Annotated in this window: 13 protein-coding genes; 9 read left to right on the top strand and 4 right to left on the bottom strand. The window is 42.8% G+C overall.

What is annotated here, in order from left to right; translation table 11 throughout:
- Positions 1 to 85: 85 nt before the first annotated feature.
- From ACN0VI_RS08690 to ACN0VI_RS08665, 6 genes are all read left to right on the top strand, one after another.
- Positions 86 to 2,548: a S8 family serine peptidase gene (locus ACN0VI_RS08690; protein ID WP_417446465.1), complete on the top strand. Its 2,463-nt coding sequence runs from the start codon at positions 86 to 88 to the stop codon at positions 2,546 to 2,548.
- 158 nt (positions 2,549 to 2,706) lie between these two features.
- Positions 2,707 to 3,885 carry an acyl-CoA dehydrogenase gene (locus tag ACN0VI_RS08685; protein WP_331892337.1) on the top strand — a complete coding sequence of 393 codons (1,179 nt, stop codon included), beginning with the start codon at positions 2,707 to 2,709 and terminating at the stop codon, positions 3,883 to 3,885.
- Positions 3,886 to 4,091: 206 nt separating this feature from the next.
- Positions 4,092 to 4,388, top strand: a complete 297-nt coding sequence (locus ACN0VI_RS08680) for a hypothetical protein (protein ID WP_417446464.1) — start codon at positions 4,092 to 4,094, stop codon at positions 4,386 to 4,388.
- Between the two features lie 128 nt (positions 4,389 to 4,516).
- Entirely contained in the window at positions 4,517 to 6,700 is a 2,184-nt protein-coding gene (locus ACN0VI_RS08675; protein WP_417446463.1) for a carboxy terminal-processing peptidase, read from the top strand.
- A 94-nt stretch (positions 6,701 to 6,794) separates the two neighbouring features.
- Entirely contained in the window at positions 6,795 to 7,868 is a 1,074-nt protein-coding gene (locus ACN0VI_RS08670; RefSeq protein WP_331892342.1) for a mechanosensitive ion channel domain-containing protein, read from the top strand.
- An 11-nt stretch (positions 7,869 to 7,879) separates the two neighbouring features.
- Positions 7,880 to 8,851 carry a zinc transporter ZntB gene (locus ACN0VI_RS08665; RefSeq protein ID WP_417446462.1) on the top strand — a complete coding sequence of 324 codons (972 nt, stop codon included), beginning with the start codon at positions 7,880 to 7,882 and terminating at the stop codon, positions 8,849 to 8,851.
- 113 nt (positions 8,852 to 8,964) lie between these two features.
- On the opposite strand, the gene ACN0VI_RS08660 is transcribed toward ACN0VI_RS08665, so the two are convergent.
- A complete protein-coding gene (locus tag ACN0VI_RS08660) occupies positions 8,965 to 10,944 on the bottom strand; it encodes a pyridoxal phosphate-dependent decarboxylase family protein (RefSeq protein WP_417446461.1) in 1,980 nt (659 codons plus the stop codon).
- A 105-nt stretch (positions 10,945 to 11,049) separates the two neighbouring features.
- Complete coding sequence (locus ACN0VI_RS08655) at positions 11,050 to 11,421, bottom strand: putative zinc-binding protein (protein ID WP_417446460.1); 372 nt, start codon at positions 11,419 to 11,421, stop codon at positions 11,050 to 11,052.
- Between the two features lie 228 nt (positions 11,422 to 11,649).
- Here ACN0VI_RS08655 and ACN0VI_RS08650 point away from each other — a divergent pair, with 228 nt between their 5' ends.
- The 3 genes from ACN0VI_RS08650 to ACN0VI_RS08640 all read left to right on the top strand — a co-directional run bounded on the left by ACN0VI_RS08650 (position 11,650) and on the right by ACN0VI_RS08640 (position 14,701).
- On the top strand, positions 11,650 to 13,689 hold the full coding sequence (locus tag ACN0VI_RS08650) for a ribonucleoside triphosphate reductase (RefSeq protein ID WP_331892350.1): 2,040 nt from the start codon (positions 11,650 to 11,652) through the stop codon (positions 13,687 to 13,689).
- Between the two features lie 110 nt (positions 13,690 to 13,799).
- Complete coding sequence (gene nrdD / locus ACN0VI_RS08645) at positions 13,800 to 13,937, top strand: anaerobic ribonucleoside-triphosphate reductase (RefSeq protein WP_026309329.1); 138 nt, start codon at positions 13,800 to 13,802, stop codon at positions 13,935 to 13,937.
- Positions 13,937 to 14,701 carry an anaerobic ribonucleoside-triphosphate reductase activating protein gene (locus ACN0VI_RS08640; protein WP_331892352.1) on the top strand — a complete coding sequence of 255 codons (765 nt, stop codon included), beginning with the start codon at positions 13,937 to 13,939 and terminating at the stop codon, positions 14,699 to 14,701. Before nrdD ends, ACN0VI_RS08640 begins: the two co-directional genes overlap by 1 nt.
- Before the next feature lie 30 nt (positions 14,702 to 14,731).
- On the opposite strand, the gene ACN0VI_RS08635 is transcribed toward ACN0VI_RS08640, so the two are convergent.
- A complete protein-coding gene (locus tag ACN0VI_RS08635; protein ID WP_331892354.1) occupies positions 14,732 to 15,454 on the bottom strand; it encodes a Crp/Fnr family transcriptional regulator in 723 nt (240 codons plus the stop codon).
- A gap of 48 nt (positions 15,455 to 15,502) precedes the next feature.
- On the bottom strand, positions 15,503 to 16,717 hold the full coding sequence (locus ACN0VI_RS08630) for a hypothetical protein (RefSeq protein ID WP_417446459.1): 1,215 nt from the start codon (positions 16,715 to 16,717) through the stop codon (positions 15,503 to 15,505).
- Positions 16,718 to 16,732 lie beyond the last annotated feature (15 nt).

The following is a 16,732-nucleotide window of genomic DNA, read 5'->3' as shown; positions in this document are numbered from 1 at the left end:
AATCTCACCTAGGGGATTTCCCTAATTATTCTTTTCTCATTTTCATGCGATGCTCAGGCTCTCAATCCAATGGGGGTTTCTTAATATGAGTAAATTCAACTTAAAAACAAAACCTATCTACGGTGCTTTGTTGGCAGCGGGATTAGGTTTATCTGCAATGACGGGCCATGCTAAATCGCTTGGACCACAACTAACTGATTTATTATCGGATGCAACTGAGCAAGAAGCGTTTGAAGTGATTGTCACCTTTGAAGGCTATGAGCCTGCTTCCTTGTCACAACTGCAAGCTTTAGAAACTTTAGGTGTTAATAACGGCGTAAGCTTTAACAGTTTGCCAATGGTGGGTATCACAGCTACGAAGCAGCAGATTGATGCAATCTATGCTCGCGATGATGTTCGCTCAGTCTGGTATAACGCGCCTTTAACGCTCGAAAATGATGGTTCAACTGAACTGACTGGTGTAGATCGTTTGCGCGATGACCAGTCAATGCGCAATCTTGGTATGCCATATTCAGGCCGTGGTATTGGTGTCGTCATTAACGACTCCGGTGTTGACGGCACTCATAGTGATATCAAATATCCTAACCATGTCACGCAAAATGTTTTAGCGCAGGTTAATCTGAATTCTCTTTCAGGCATTTTACCTATTACCTATCAGGAAGACGTTGCCAATACTGATATCGGTGGCGGCCACGGCTCACACGTTGCTGGCATTATCGGTGGTAACGGTGCTATGTCGAGTGGTCTGTATCAAGGTGTTGCACCGGGTGCAAAACTGATTGGTTATGGCTCCGGTGCGGGTCTCTTCATTTTGGATACTCTAGGTGGTTTTGACTATGCATTAACCCACCAGTTTGAGTATAACATCCGCGTTATTTCCAATTCTTTTGGTAATACAAGCGACACCGGCACTGATTTTAATCCTGATGATCCTACTAACGTTGCAACTAAGGCCTTGAGTGACAATGGCGTGATCGTTGTTTTCTCGGCAGGTAACTCTGGTTCAGGCGAAGCAACCATTACCGGCAACTTCAAAAAAGCTCCATGGGTGATTACGGTGGCTGCGGGTGATAAGCAGGGTGATCTGGCTGACTTCAGTTCACGCGGTGTTAAAGGCAAGACTGGCCAAGCGGTGGTTGATGGTGAAACTTTCACCTGGGAAGACCGCCCAACCATTACTGCACCGGGTGTTGATGTCATCTCTGCGCGTGCATCCTTATCAAGCTTAAGTGCATTGAGCGTGACTTCAGACAGCGAAGTGATGGATGCTAATCATGTACCTTATTACACAGTGATGAGTGGTACCTCGATGGCTGCTCCGCATGCATCAGGTATTGTTGCCTTGATGTTAGAAGCAAATCCTAATCTTACCTGGCGTGAAGTGAAGCGCATCATGCAAGACACCGCCACTAATATGCCTGGTCTTGAGCCATGGGAAAGTGGTGCTGGCTACGTCAATGCTTACGCTGCGGTCAAGGCGGTGCTTGATGAGTCTAAAAGTTTTGGTGAAACCACCAAGATCCAGCGTGAATTCAATGCTGCTGCACAGACATCAATTGCCGGCGAGTTCAATATAACGGTTCCATTTAGCCCGGTGGGTGAAAATGAGGGTGTTACTTTCGAAGTCAACGACGAAGCTTCATTGTTGATGGTTCGTGCTAATGTCGGCGATAACACGGTAGGAATGTCATTAACCAGCCCAAGCGGAAAACGCTATGGTTCCAGTATTGCGCTGCCTGTTTTAGGTCAGAATATTGCTGTAACCGCTCCGGCAGAAGAGGGCACCTGGACGTTACGTGCTAATGGTATTGGCGGTGTTTCAGGCGTTGACGTTGATCCTGTTAATGCGACTAATGGCTATGCATTACCCAGTGAGATTGACGCTGTCGTTAAAATTACCCGCACCGATGGTTTTGTTGGCTTGAATGATGTTGTCGGCCATCCAGCGCAGGCATTTATCGAAACCGCTGTTAGCGAACAACTAGTGGATGCTCTGTCTGATGGTTTTGCCCCTGATGAAGTTATTTCTCGGTCACAAATGGCTGACTACCTGACTCTTGGTGCCGGTATTCGTCAATCTAATAGCGCTGATAGCCAACAATATATCGACGTTATCGAAGATACTTCGGCCATCAATGCAGTGACCCAGAAAGGTTCGCCACTACGTGATAGAGCGCAAGTAACGGCTTCTGTTATGACAGCCAATGGCAATATGTTTAATCCTAACTCAGGTGTCAGCAAATTGGATGTGGCTTATTCATTAGTACAGTCGCTTGGCTTGGAAGAGCTTGCTCATTCATTTTCCGGTGACATTACGGCGATTTTTGGTGCCGAAAGAGTGGTACTTGAAGATCAGCACATGATTCCAGATGAGTTAAAAGGTTATGTTCAGTTAGCGCTTGATTTAGGTATTCTGAATGCACGCTTTTCTGTAACTCAAGGAATGTTTGATTTAGAGCCAACTATCCACGCTCAGTTCGAGCCTGGTGAAGTAATGACTCGTGCCGCTTTCACTGTGGCAATCACACGCTTTTATAGTGTTCTATAATTTTCTACCCTTCAAACGCAAAGGATTGATCTAGCCCAAGGATTGGGCACTTTTCTTATCTTTTCTGGTCAGACGTGTATATAACCACTGGTTAATTTATGCCAGATTGCGTATATTCTGGGCTTCAATTTTGACCTATAACCACACAGATTTTAATCATGTCTAAAGCACTACTAGAACACTGGGACGATATCCTTTTACTCGACGAGCAATTAACGGAAGAAGAGCGCATGATTCGTGATGCTGCGCGTGACTACTGTCAGGAAAGATTAATGCCTCGCGTATTAGAAGCCAACCGCCACGAAATCTTTGATCGCGAGATTATGACTGAACTGGGCGAGCTAGGCTTGCTTGGTTCGACTATTGACGGTTACGGCTGTGCAGGCGCTTCTTATGTTGCCTATGGCCTTGTAGCGCGTGAGGTTGAGCGTGTGGACTCTGGTTATCGTTCTGCGTTGTCGGTTCAGTCCAGTCTGGTGATGCACCCGATTAATGCTTATGGCACCGAAGCACAAAAAGAAAAGTTCCTGCCAAAGCTAGCAACGGGTGAGTGGGTAGGTTGTTTTGGTTTAACTGAGCCGGACTCAGGTTCAGATCCAGGCAGCATGAAAACTCGCGCTAAGAAAGTTGATGGCGGTTACCGTTTGACCGGTAATAAAATGTGGATCACTAACTCACCAATTGCTGATGTTTTTATTGTCTGGGGAAAAGATGATGAAGGCGAAATCCGTGGCTTTATTCTAGAAAAAGGCATGGAAGGTTTGTCAGCTCCTAAAATTGAAGGCAAGTTCGCGCTACGCGCTTCTATCACTGGCGAAATCGTGATGGATAATGTGTTTGTTCCAGAAGAGAATAAATTCCCTGAGATTAAGGGTCTCAAAGGCCCGTTCGGTTGCTTGAACGTTGCCCGTTATGGTATCTCCTGGGGTGCTTTAGGTGCAGCAGAGTTCTGCTGGCACGCAGCGCGTCAGTATGGTTTAGACCGCAAGCAATTCAACAAGCCATTGGCTTCAATGCAGTTATTCCAGAAGAAACTGGCTGATATGCAAACCGAGATTAGTCTAGGCCTGCAAGGTGCCTTAAGAGTAGGGCGCTTGATTGATGAGAAACGCTTCAAGCCTGAAATGATTTCGCTGGTGAAGCGTAACTCTTGTGGCAAAGCCTTGGATATCGCGCGTATGGCGCGTGACATGCATGGCGGTAATGGTATCGCTGATGAATTCCATGTGATTCGTCATGCCATGAACCTGGAAGCCGTTAATACCTACGAAGGTACTCATGACATCCATGCGTTAATTCTTGGTCGTGCACAGACAGGATTACAGGCTTTCATGTAAGATTGCCAAGAAATGCTTAAAAGGGCCCATGAGGCCCTTTTTTTGTGCTCTTTTAAACGGTTCTGTGCAATTTTTAGCCAATTCTTGAGGCAATTGGCGCAGTTGTTAATGCGCCACTTGTGAGAAGCAAATCAGAGCGCTACACTGAAAACAGTTACTTCTCAGGGTTGATAGCCCTAGTTAAAGTTTAAAGTCTAGGAGGTCTTATGAAAGTTTATGTGATTGAAACTCATTTACTTGGAGGCGACCAGGATATAGCTATTTTTGACCAGAGACCGAAGGCTGAGCGCTATGTCGAGAGCCATGAATTACATGGCAAGCCCGAGGTAGTAGAAGTGCCAGTTCGCGGGATTCAGCCAAACCCGGAAGAAGTCTATACAGCGTCTAATTACGATGCTGCCAGAGATATTCAATTTTTTGAAGGCGCATACGGTAATCAAAAAGATGCCGAAATTGCTGCAGGGCCAAATGGCTTGGTTTTACATAGAACAGTTAGGCATTGATATTAAAAGATTTTTTAGATAATTACATACTTTTACACACTCTATGGCTTGTAATTTACGTAAATATACGCAACCTTTAGTCTAGAGAAGAGTCATTATTGGAAAGCTTTCCCATTAAAGGTATTTAGATGAACAAAAATAAGTGGTTAATAACATTACTGGCCTTAACCTTACCGCTAACCATTCATGCGGAAGAGGCTAAAAATGAGCCTGTTGTAGAGGAAGAAACCTTTGTCGTTCCTGAGCCTGCCAGCTTAAGTTTAAAACCAGAGAACAAATTCCGCGAAACTGGACGTGTTGTTTCTTTTCTATTGATGCAAAGCCATTATGAGCATCCAGATTTTGATGATGAGTTATCACAAGAAGCCTTTAATCAATTCCTCAAAGCACTTGATCCGAATCGTAGTTACTTCTATCAAAAAGATATTGCACAACTAGATGACTATGAAAAGCTATTCGATGATGCGTTACGAACAGGACGCATCGAGTTGGCTTATGATTTCTTTGCCTTATTTGAAGAGCGTTTCCGCGAACGTCATTTGTTTGCTTTAGAGCAACTTGAAAAACCACTGGATTTCAATAGTGACGGTGAGTTTGAGTATGACCGTCGCGAAGCTGAATGGCCAATAGATGAAAAGGAAATGAATGCAATTTGGAAGAAGCGTGTGTTAAATGATGCATTGAATTTAAAGCTTGCTGAACAAACCGATGAGCAAATTAAAGACAAGCTAACCAAGCGCTACCAATCAGCGATTCGTCGTTTGTCTCAAACCAAAAGCGAAGATGTTTTTGGTTACTTTATGAACTCTATCAGTGCGGCCATTGATCCTCATACCAGTTATTACACACCAAGGCAGTTTGAGAATTTCGCTATCAATATGAGTCTCAAGTTACAGGGAATTGGCGCAGTTTTAACTCAAGAAGATATGTTTACTAAGATTGTTTCCATTGTGAACAAGGGGCCTGCTGATAAGTCCGGTCAAGTTCACCCGAATGACAAAATCATTGGTGTTGGTCAAGGCGAAAAAGGTGAAATGGTTGATGTAATCGGCTGGCGCAATGATGATGTGGTTGATCTAATTCGCGGTGAAGCAGGAACGATTGTTCGCCTACAAATTATTCCATACACCAAAGCAGGTGATGGTATGCCAAAAACGGTCGAGCTGGTTCGCGAAGAAATTAAGCTTGAAGATCAGGCTGCTAAATCTAAAGTCCTCGAAGTTGAGCAGTATGACAAAAACTTCAAAATGGGTGTGATAGAGCTTCCTTCTTTTTATTCAGAAACGGTTGCTTCTAACGGATCCGGTGATGATGTCACCAGTACCACAAAAGATGTTGCTCGTTTGATTAAAGAGTTTAACAAGCAGGATATTGATGGGCTCGTCATTGATCTTAGAAACAATGGCGGTGGTTCCTTATCAGAAGTTGTTAACTTGGTCGGGTTATTTATCGATAAAGGTCCTGTAGTACAAGGGCGCGATAGTCGTGGCCGTCTTCGAGTGTTAAAAGACACTGACTCAGACATACTCTATAAAGGACCTCTAGCCGTTCTTGTTAACGGCGGATCTGCCAGTGCCAGTGAAATTTTCGCCGGAGCCATTCAAGATTATGGCCGTGGAATCGTTTTAGGTGAAAATACTTTTGGTAAAGGTACTGTGCAAAGTGTAGCCGATTTAAACCAATATATCCGTAACCCTGAAAATCAGGTTGGCGCATTAAAACTGACAGTGGAAAAATTCTATCGGGTGACCGGTGAGAGTACGCAAAACAAAGGTGTTAAACCGGATATTGAATTCCCTACCATCTTCGATGTTAATGAGTATGGAGAGAGCTCTTATGACAATGCTTTAGTCTGGGACACCATTAAATCGACAAACTTCAAAAAAACTGGTGGAGTAACAGATGTTATTCCTTTTTTACGCTCCAAGCATGAAGAGCGAAAAACATCCAGCCAAGAGTTTTCGTTTTTACAGGAAGATATCGGTAGAGTAGCCGAGCAGCGAGATACTAAAGTGGTTTCTTTGAATTATGAAAAGCGCTTAGCAGAGCGTAAGCGTAATGATGAGATTCGATTAGAGCGTGAAAATCTACGCCGCAAAATTGAGGGACTGGAACCGCTTAAAGAATTGGCCAGTGATGAAGATTCTACTGAAGACGATAATGCTGAAAGTGCATCAGATATTGTTGATGAGGACCAAAAAGATCTGTTCTTGAAGGAGGCTGGTAATATCTTATCTGATCTTATTATGATTCGCGAGAAGCCTGAGATTGCTGCTAACTTTTTAGCAGAAGAGAAATCTTCGAATAACTAGAAGTACTTTTCGATAGAAAGCCAGCTTTGTGCTGGCTTTTTTGTATCAGATATAATAAAAAGGACGAAGTTACTATGATATCCAGGATTACTAGATGCCGTTAATACCCGTTTTAATGAGTACGTTTTCAAAGTTTGAAGAGATCTTAAATAAGCCTCTTATTAGTTTGAAAGAGGGCAGTAGTATTACCTTATGGCAATTATTGCTGGCACTGCTCTTTGTTATTATTGCTTGGTTAGTCAGCCGTTATTTCGCTAAGTTTATCGGCCGCAAAATACTCAAGATGATGAACGTTAGCGATGATAATGTGGTTATCATCCAGCGGCTGGTATTTTTTGTCATGTTGGGCATTATTGTGGTTACTGTTCTTTCCTTCTTAAAGGTACCTTTAACTGCTTTTGCTTTTATTTCAGGTGCAGTAGCAATTGGCGTAGGCTTTGGTGCCAAGAATGTTATCGATAACTTTATCAGCGGCTGGATATTGATGTCGGAAAGGCCAGTTCATATCAATGATGTAGTCGAATTGGATGGCCAGCTGGGACGCATTGTTCAAGTTGGAAACCGCTCAACCATTATTCGAAGAATTGATGGTGCCCATATCGTTATCCCCAATAGCACCTTGTTGCAATCCAACCTGGTTAACTGGACATTACTAGATCAGAATATCCGCAATTCTGTCAAAGTCGGGGTTGCCTACGGTAGTGATGTGCAAAAAGTCAGAGAGATTCTTTTTGCCATTATGAAGGAGAATAAAAGTGTTCTTGAGGATCCTGAACCAATGGTCATCTTTGAAGACTTTGGAGATAGCTCTTTAGTATTTGAAATTTGGTATTGGGCAAGGATTAGCACTATTAGAGAATTAAGAGCAATTCGCAGCGACCTGCGATTCGAAATTGACAACCGCTTCCGCGACAATGATATCGTGATAGCTTTCCCACAAAGAGATGTTCACCTGCATTTTGCCGATGATGTAGCCAAGCAGTTAGCGCAAAAGCTACAACCCTCGGAGCAGCCAAAATCTCTAAAGGATAAGTCTCTAAATGACCAATCTTTAGAAGAACAGTCTCCAGAGAATCAGTCTTTAGAGGGCCATTCTAAAAAAAGTAAATCGACTTCCTCTGTGTCCTCTGTAAAGAGTGAAGAATCAACTTCCAAAAAGAAGGGTTAAGGAACACTACTATGACTGAAACTGTTCATGCTCCCATCACCAGTCTGCACCTGACAAGAAAGGGTGGGCTACTGGAAAAGGCATCGCTTGATAAAGAGCAGTCTAGCCAATCTTTAACCTGGCATCACATTAACTATACTTCTCCGATTGCTAAAGAATGGTTAGATAAGGAGCCTAGGATTGATGAAGTAGCACAGGATATCTTGTTGCGAGCTGAAACTCGTCCTCGTTTTTATATGGAAGGCAATACTATCTTGATGTGCTTACGAGGTGTGAATCTTAATCCAAATGCCGAACCTGAAGATATGATTTCAATTCGTTTATGGGTATCTGAAGATATGATCATCACCAGTTGTAACCGTCACAGCTGGTCGATAACTGACATCAGACAAGCCTTAGAACAGGGAGCGGGGCCAAAAAGTAGCGGAGAGTTTATATCGCTACTGATTGAAAGGCTTGCTATTCGTGTTGAGGAGTTTTTCGAAGAGCTGGATGTTAATCTGGATAAGCAGGAAGATACTCTGGCCAGTCTTGGATTTGATGAATTCTATGCACAAATTAGTCATCTACGCCGTCAAAGTGCCACCATCAAAAGATACTTAACGCCACAGAAAGATGCACTTGAGAAACTCTATCGCAGCCAAAGTCCAATAATCACCAAGTTGGATCTGGATAATATTCGGGATGACCTGGATAAGTTTACTCGCTTATTAGAAGATATTGAGTTGACCCGCGAACGCACGATTGTCATGCAAGAAGAGTATCTCGCCAGAATTGCGCATCAACAAAATAGTCGCTTATATGTGCTGGCAATTATTTCAGCAATATTCTTACCACTGACATTCTTAACGGGTGCTTTGGGAATGAATATTGGGGGGCTACCCGGCTTAGAGGATGACAATGCATTTTTGTATGTGTCAATTTTCTGTGGTGCTTTAGCGGTTGTGTTGTTGATCTGGTTTAAATATAAGAGGTGGTATTAACGTCATCACCTGTTTGCGGCCAGAAATTGCTTCAATCATTTCTGGCACTTCCACCATCCCTGGTGGTCGTAATCTCACAACAGGGGAAACAGCTTTCATATTGATACTGTAAACTACTTGATATCCAAATATCGTAGAATCAAGGACTCAAGGTAGTCACAGTATTTCACCACATAATCGTTTCCATTAGTGTCATTAGCTAACCATGGATTCATAATGGTATGGCGAAGTAACATGATACGATCACTCTCTAAGGTTCTGTTTTGAACTTCTTTCACAAAATACTTTTCCTGAAGGCCAAGCATCTCGCACAATTCTTTTGCGTGGTTATCACTGATGTTCTTGCGCATAATCTGGGTGCTTGAACCTATGAACTCTCGATCTTTAGGTGAACTACCTCGCGAGATTTTCAAGTGCTGATAAATCTGCTTGGTAAAATCATTCAAATAGGTAATTGACTTATTACCAACTGGATTAATGACGATGCAGATTAAATTCGTATCGGGCGTATAAGGTAAGCAGAGGTTAGCTCGTCCTTTAATTTTTCCTTTAAGCTCTAATAACTTATCAAAGAAGTACTCTGAGGTTTTGAGGCTTTGTCTAATCACGCGACCAAAATTCTTGTAGTTCAGAGGTAATACCTGATTGGTGACATAACTGGCTGCTGCTACCGAACCCGGTTTTGACCCTTCTAAAATATATTGTCCTAGTTTTTCAAACTGCTTAGTAGCTGGTGTTTCGACTGATTTATCCATTTCTTCGAAGACGTAAGGTGCTTCTTGAGTTAGCAAATCGGTGATGTCCTGATTACGACTAATAAATCCACCGGAACCGAAAGGTAGATAACCTAACTTATGCGGATCAATGGTTACAGAGTCCACGTCTTTAACACTGGTAATAGACTGAAAAACTTCTTTAGAAGGGAAGTACTTAAACATTTTTTTTGCTTTGCCATGACTCATGGTTGAGCCATCTTCTTCGCGGAACATGCTCGCTAGATAGCCGCCCCATGCTGCATCCACATGCACATAAAAGTCCAAGCCTTTAGCGCTGAACTCATCACGTAGCGCAAGAATTTTATGAATCGGGTCAACAGTTCCAAATTCTGTGGTGCCTAAAATCCCAACACAGGCAAGAATAGGTATATTTTTACTTAATGCATTGTCGAGTATTTTACGCAGGGCCTCTATGTCTAAACGCATATTGGAATGCACAGGAATCTTAATCAGCTGATCGGAACCGAAACCCATCACGCGCATCCCTTTTTGCCAGCTATAATGGGCTGAGCCTGGCACTAAAACCAAGGGTTGCTTTAGGCCTAAATGATTAGAGTAGAAGTAGGCTGGACCGACTGTTTCAATCCGATGTTGCTCAACGCACTCATTAAACTTATCCCCGAGTTCGGGATAGGCTTCAGCGATCGCTTGCTCTGTTTCATGCTTGAGACTTAGAACATTATCGATCGACATATTGGTGAGCTGCCATAAATTGGCATCGATCAGCTTCCCGTTGAGAATAATACTGTTTGGAAGTTTAAGGTCTAATGCCTTTACTGCTTCGGCAAGTGCAACGGGATAATATTTTGCAGCTCTGAAGTTCCATAAGCTTTCATAGTTAGCAACGGTACCACCGGAAGTTAAATGTCCCCAGGCACAGGGTGATTTATTCTGGTCAGTATTAAAGCCGAACATTTCGGCAAACTGTTTGCCCACTTTAAGCTCTAAATCTACCGTGACAGTCGCTGCTTCGAAGGACACATTATTAGGGTTGTAAAGTGTGGTGACCATTTGTGCGATTAAGCCAGGCATCATTAAGTCGGAACACATATGGCCAATATAGCGAGGACTAAAAAACGGTACCGACTGTTTTAGTGAAGCCGTAAGCTTGTGCAGCTCAGTGCGCATTTTAGCTATCGCGTCTTGATACTCAGGTGATTGCGAGGCAAATGTAGAGATTGCAGGCAAGTCTTCTGGGTGTATGTTTCGACGCCAATAAATATGGTCCCGCAATAGCTCTGTTAGAACCTTCTCGAAAACATCATTGTTTTCTCCGTAAGGCCCTAAAAAATAAGGGGCTAAAAATTCTAGATTCATAATCTTTTATCCTAAGATGTTTTAAACAGAGTAGAGTGATTCGGGAGAGCGCGTATTGATCATAATCAACAAGAATGCTTTCTTGATATTCTTATCGGGTAATAACTAGCTGACGGACATTTCGTCTGCAATCATGCGCACTTTAATCAACAAATCATCAACCGTGTCTTGTGATACCGGCTGGTTATAACGCTTCTTGTAGCCATACTCTGTTAACACAAGATGTTGTTCGGGTGTTACCCCATGATTTCCCAGGCAGGCTTTGACACAGGCCAGATGGCAGCCATCAATAGCAATGATTCTGCGGCCTGACTTGGCTTTTTTTACCAATGAAGGAACATTTCCCCCGACACCGGCAATACAAGACATCTCCGCCTTTTGCTCAGCATTAAGGGTAACTGCAAGATGGTTGGCCGTTTGTGCCAAGTTGGAACAGCCCGAGCAAGAATATACAAGAGGTTTTTCGTTAGTAGCCATAAGCTTAGCAATCAAAATGACTCTGATATTTAGGCAGACAATGTAACGTTTATGTGAGGGTTAGCTAATTGATCTGTATCAAGTTGCATAGAGAAAAAATATAACGACAAGTTGAGCTAGATCAAGGATAGGTATACCACATATTGATTAAATCGATCTCGAAAACACAATATATTGAATCTGTAATGGATGGAATGCCACTTTGCAGAGAGCAATGGAGATAATGATATGGGTATTGAAATAGAAAAGGCACCGATGCCAGTCAAGATTGTAAAGCGGGATTTAACAGAAGCCAAGTTCGAGCGAGCGAAGATTTATGAAGCGGTACTAAAGGCTGGAAAGGCTTCAGCAGAATTTGATGCTGATGAAGCGGAAAAACTCACTCGCCAGGTGATTGATGTCTTGAGCTTCAGGTTCACCGATTTAACCGTACCAACGGTTGAGCAGGTGCAGGATATTGTTGAGCATTGTTTGGCGGTTAATCAGTATTTTGCTACCGCTAAAGCCTACATTTTGTATCGTGAAAAACACAAGCGGATTCGCGAAAACAAGAAGACATTTCTTGATATAACGTCTTCCGTTGAAGAGTATTTGTCCGGTTCAGATTGGCGAGTCAAAGCTAATGCCAACCAGGGCTATTCGCTGGGCGGATTGATCCTTAATGTTTCGGGAAAGGTTATTGCCAACTACTGGCTTAATCACATTTATGAACCAGAAATTGGTGAGGCGCATCGTAATGCTGATTTGCATATTCATGATCTGGATATGTTGGCAGGCTATTGCGCAGGTTGGTCTTTGAGAACCTTGTTACATGAAGGTTTAAATGGCGTACCAGGTAAGATTGATTCTGGTCCACCTAAGCATTTATCCAGTGCTATTGGTCAAATGGTTAACTTCCTCGGTACTTTACAAAACGAATGGGCCGGTGCACAGGCGTTCAGTTCCTTTGACACTTATTTAGCGCCATATATTCGCAAAGATGCGATGAAGTATGAGGATATCAAACAATGTATTCAGGAATTCATTTATAACCTGAATGTGCCTTCACGCTGGGGTACGCAAACCCCATTCACCAACATAACTCTGGATTGGGTTTGCCCCGAGGATTTACGCGAGCAGATCCCGATAATTGCTGGCGAAGAGATGCCGTTTGCTTACGGTGACTTACAAAAAGAAATGGACCTGATCAATCGTGCATATATTGAGGTGATGATTGAAGGTGATGCTAAAAAACGAGTTTTTACGTTCCCCATTCCAACTTACAACATTACGCCGGACTTTGATTGGGAATCTGAAAACTCAGACTTGTTGTTTGAGATGACTGCTAAATATGGTTTGCCGTATTTCCAGAACTTCATTAACTCTGAGCTATCGCCGAACATGGTGCGTTCTATGTGCTGTCGCTTACAGCTCGACCTGCGTGAACTTTTAAAACGTGGTAATGGCTTATTTGGTTCTGCTGAACAAACCGGATCGCTGGGTGTTGTAACCATCAACTGCGCGCGCCTAGGCTATTTATACAAAGGTGATAAAAAGGCACTGCTTGATCGGATTGACGAGCTTATGGTTATGGCTAAAGATTCTTTAGAAGTTAAACGCAAAGTCATTCAGCATTATATCGATAGTGATTTATTCCCTTATACCAAGCGTTATTTAGGTACTTTGCGTAATCATTTCTCGACCATTGGTGTGAATGGTATTAACGAAATGGTGCGTAACTTCACTAATGATGAGCATGACATTACATCGGAAGAAGGCCACGCACTAGCGATTGAACTGCTCGATCATGTTCGCGCACGAATGGTGCAGTATCAGGAAGAAACAGGGCATCTGTATAACCTTGAAGCAACACCTGCGGAAGGTACTACTTATCGCTTTGCCAAAGAAGACAAGAAGCGCTATCCAGATATCATCCAGGCGGGCTTTGAGGATGCACCTTACTACACCAACTCATCGCAATTACCGGTAGGTCATACCGATGATGCCTTTGAAGCATTAGAGCTACAGGATGAGCTGCAAAGCAAATACACCGGCGGTACAGTGTTGCACCTTTACATGGGTGAGCGTATCTCCAGTGCAGAAGCCTGTAAGAAAATGGTGCGTAAAACATTGACCAATTTCCGTTTGCCTTACATAACCATAACGCCAACTTTCTCCATTTGCCCTGTACATGGCTATCTGCAAGGTGAGCATGAATATTGTCCACGCTGTGATGAAACCTTAGTGCAGAAGTCGGGTGGTAAAAATAGTGAAAAGGTGTGCTGCTAATGTTTGAGTTTTATTTACAGGATGCAGAGCTGGTGAACCTTTATCACGCAAAAAAGTATCATGCAAACAAATATGACCTAAAGTTTTCAACCAAAAAGGAGAAATCTACTATGCAACTCAATAACCAAGACCGTCAAAAGTGTGAAGTTTGGACTCGTGTGATGGGTTACCATCGTCCGGTGTCAGCCTTTAATAAAGGTAAGCAATCTGAGCACAAAGAACGCCAACACTTTAAAGAGCGCGCCTAATGCTCAAAGTGAATCAATCTATAAGCAGCATCGATCAGGGTGTTGCTTTGCGAGATGTTCCTTTAAGAGTAGGGGGCTTAACGCCCCTTACCACCATCGATTACCCAAATCATTTGTCCTGCGTTGTATATTGCCAAGGTTGCGCCTGGCGCTGTCGTTATTGTCATAACCCTGAATTGATCCCAACCAAGGCTGATCAGTCATACGACTGGCAAGAGTTGATTGAATTCCTGCAGAAAAGACAAGGTTTGCTTGAAGCGGTGGTCTTCAGTGGTGGCGAACCATTACTACAATCAGCGTTAGTTCCTGCGATCGAAGCGGTTAAAGCTATGGGCTATAAAGTGGGTCTACATACCGGCGGATCGGCGCCAAAACGCTTCAGAGCAGTCCTTCCTAATGTGGACTGGGTGGGTTTTGATGTCAAAGATTTACCGGAATTTGGTGATGCGATTATACGAGTCGATGGTGCAGCCCAGGCCAATTGGCAGAGTTTAGATGTATTGCTAAATAGCGGTGTCGACTATGAATGTCGAACAACCGTGCATTGGAATTTAACCAATCCAGAGAGAGTATTAAAGCTTGCTAAAGCCTTAGCTGCAAAAGGCGTCAAAAACTACAACCTGCAAATTGCGCGTAATAAAAACACTCTCGATGAAAGCCTGCGAAGTGACGATTTTGCTTACTCAATGATTGATAAAGAAACCCGCCAGCAGTTGTGTTCCACAATAGAGCCTTTGTTCGATAATTTTAAATGGGTTGAGTAGGTTTATTCTGATTATGGCTTGTAAGTACAGCTACAAGCTCGCAACGCCATCACTAGACTCTAAGTAATATTGAGACAGTCTTTCACGTTGCAAAACAATAACCTTGCCATTACTGAAAGAAAACACATTTTCATCTTCAAATTTCTTCAATAAACGTGAGAATGTTTCAGGTCTGATAGATAATTTACCAGCAATAGATTTTTTTGATATGTTGATTGGAAAGGTGCCACCATCTTCAATATCATGCGGCATCATGTCATAGACAAATCGCGCAACACGCTGAGAAGCATCAAGAACGGTCAGCATTTCAATTTCATTAATATGGCCGCGCATCTTCAAACAAATATTACCGAGCATTTTCATAGCCAAGTCACTGTTATTATGCAAGAGGTTATAAAAATACTCGCTAGGGACCGCTAAAATTTGTGTGCGTTTAGTGCTTGTGGCATTAATGGGATAGAACTTCTTTTGCAAAAACATCAGTGCTTCAGCAAAAGTATCATTGCCGTTAACAAACTTGATGATCTTTTCTTTACCTTCGGTAGATATCAGATGCAGTTTAACCTGACCATCGAGTACCAGGAAAAAGTATTTCGCAGGCTGGCCCTGGCTGATAACTGGCTTGTTTGGCTTAAAGTAGGTGAGCTTACTGATGGCTAACAGTTTCTGTAGCTGTTCATCACTGAGACAATTGAACATCGCATTGCGACGCAATGTGGGTGCCAGACTGGTTAGTTGCATTGCTTCCATCATATTTCTCTCTCTCTACTTTAGCCAAACAAATTTGCCGTGGCTCTCTGATTAAAAGTTAGCCACCAACATGAGCCAAATTTTGCGAGTATCCACCGAGTGACCATCCGATGAGTAATCTGCAAACTTTGCAACAAATGTCAGATTCTGATCAATTTTGCTTGAATAGTTAATTCCTAGTTCTGAGCCATAATCTTGGCTTGTCGCGTCCGCCTGATAATCATGATAAACAAAACCGATCTTTGACATGACAAAACTCGTTCCAACGCTGAAGTAGGTGTCTTCAATACCCGCGTCTGGGGTTACCAAAAATTGATCTGCCCAGCCTTGGAATTTATGTTTAGTGGCAAGTGGGGTTTGAAATGCCTGACCTGCAACATTGGCATCACCACCCAGTACTTCCTGGCCTACAGCGAATGTCCAGTTTTGTAGCTTGTAACCAACTTCTAGTAACTGATAGTCAGTGCTTAAGTCAGCAGGATTGTCTTCATACTCAGACTGCTTCGCGTATTCGGCATTGAAAAATAGCGGTAATTCAGATGTTCCACCATAAGAAAAACGAGCGCCTAACGTTTTTGTCGAACTTAAAGGCGTTTCCTTAAAGTCCAAGAAGTAGCCATAAAAGTTTAAGTCCATTGAGTCTGACAAAGCCCAGTCATAATTCAAGAAATGACTTCGAGTATCGGTATTACCATCAAAAATCGTATTGATGTTATTGACATAAGCATACGTAATATTGGCATTGTCAAATGAGCGATTGTTAATTAATAGACCATCATAAGTCTGTTCATTCTGACGCCAGCCCACACCACCGACGAAGCGCTGGTTGCCTAAGTTGATACGTTGACGGCCAGCAATGATATTAGTGCTGTCAAAGCCACTGTACGTTAGTGCAGCCTGATTGATTTCGGTTGCTTCAGGATCGGCAACCACAGAATAATTGGTATTACCATTTAATGTGCTGTTGTAGTCATCACGATTAGTCACAGCACTGACATTATCCACTTCAAACTTGAAGCTGAAATCATTATAGGTTTGTGTATCTAGCGTTACACGAGTCAGCAGGGTAGAGGCAGTTGCATCTTCTAATGCATTATCTTGGTCAACATCTTCCAGCCGGTAGCGTAACTGCCACTTAACATTAGTATTTTCCAATGATTCGGCAAAAGTACTGGCTTGTTCTTGAGATTCATCCGCTTGCACTAAGGCAGAACTTAGCAACAGGGCACTAGCAACAGCGATCGATATTTTTGTCAAATGGGTCATTATCAGCTCCAATAT

The organism is Kangiella sp., assembly GCF_048265365.1.
In the GTDB taxonomy this organism is placed as follows: Bacteria; Pseudomonadota; Gammaproteobacteria; order Enterobacterales; family Kangiellaceae; genus Kangiella.
Note: the sequence above shows the minus strand (reverse complement) of the source record. Positions and strands in the feature narration are given on the sequence as shown.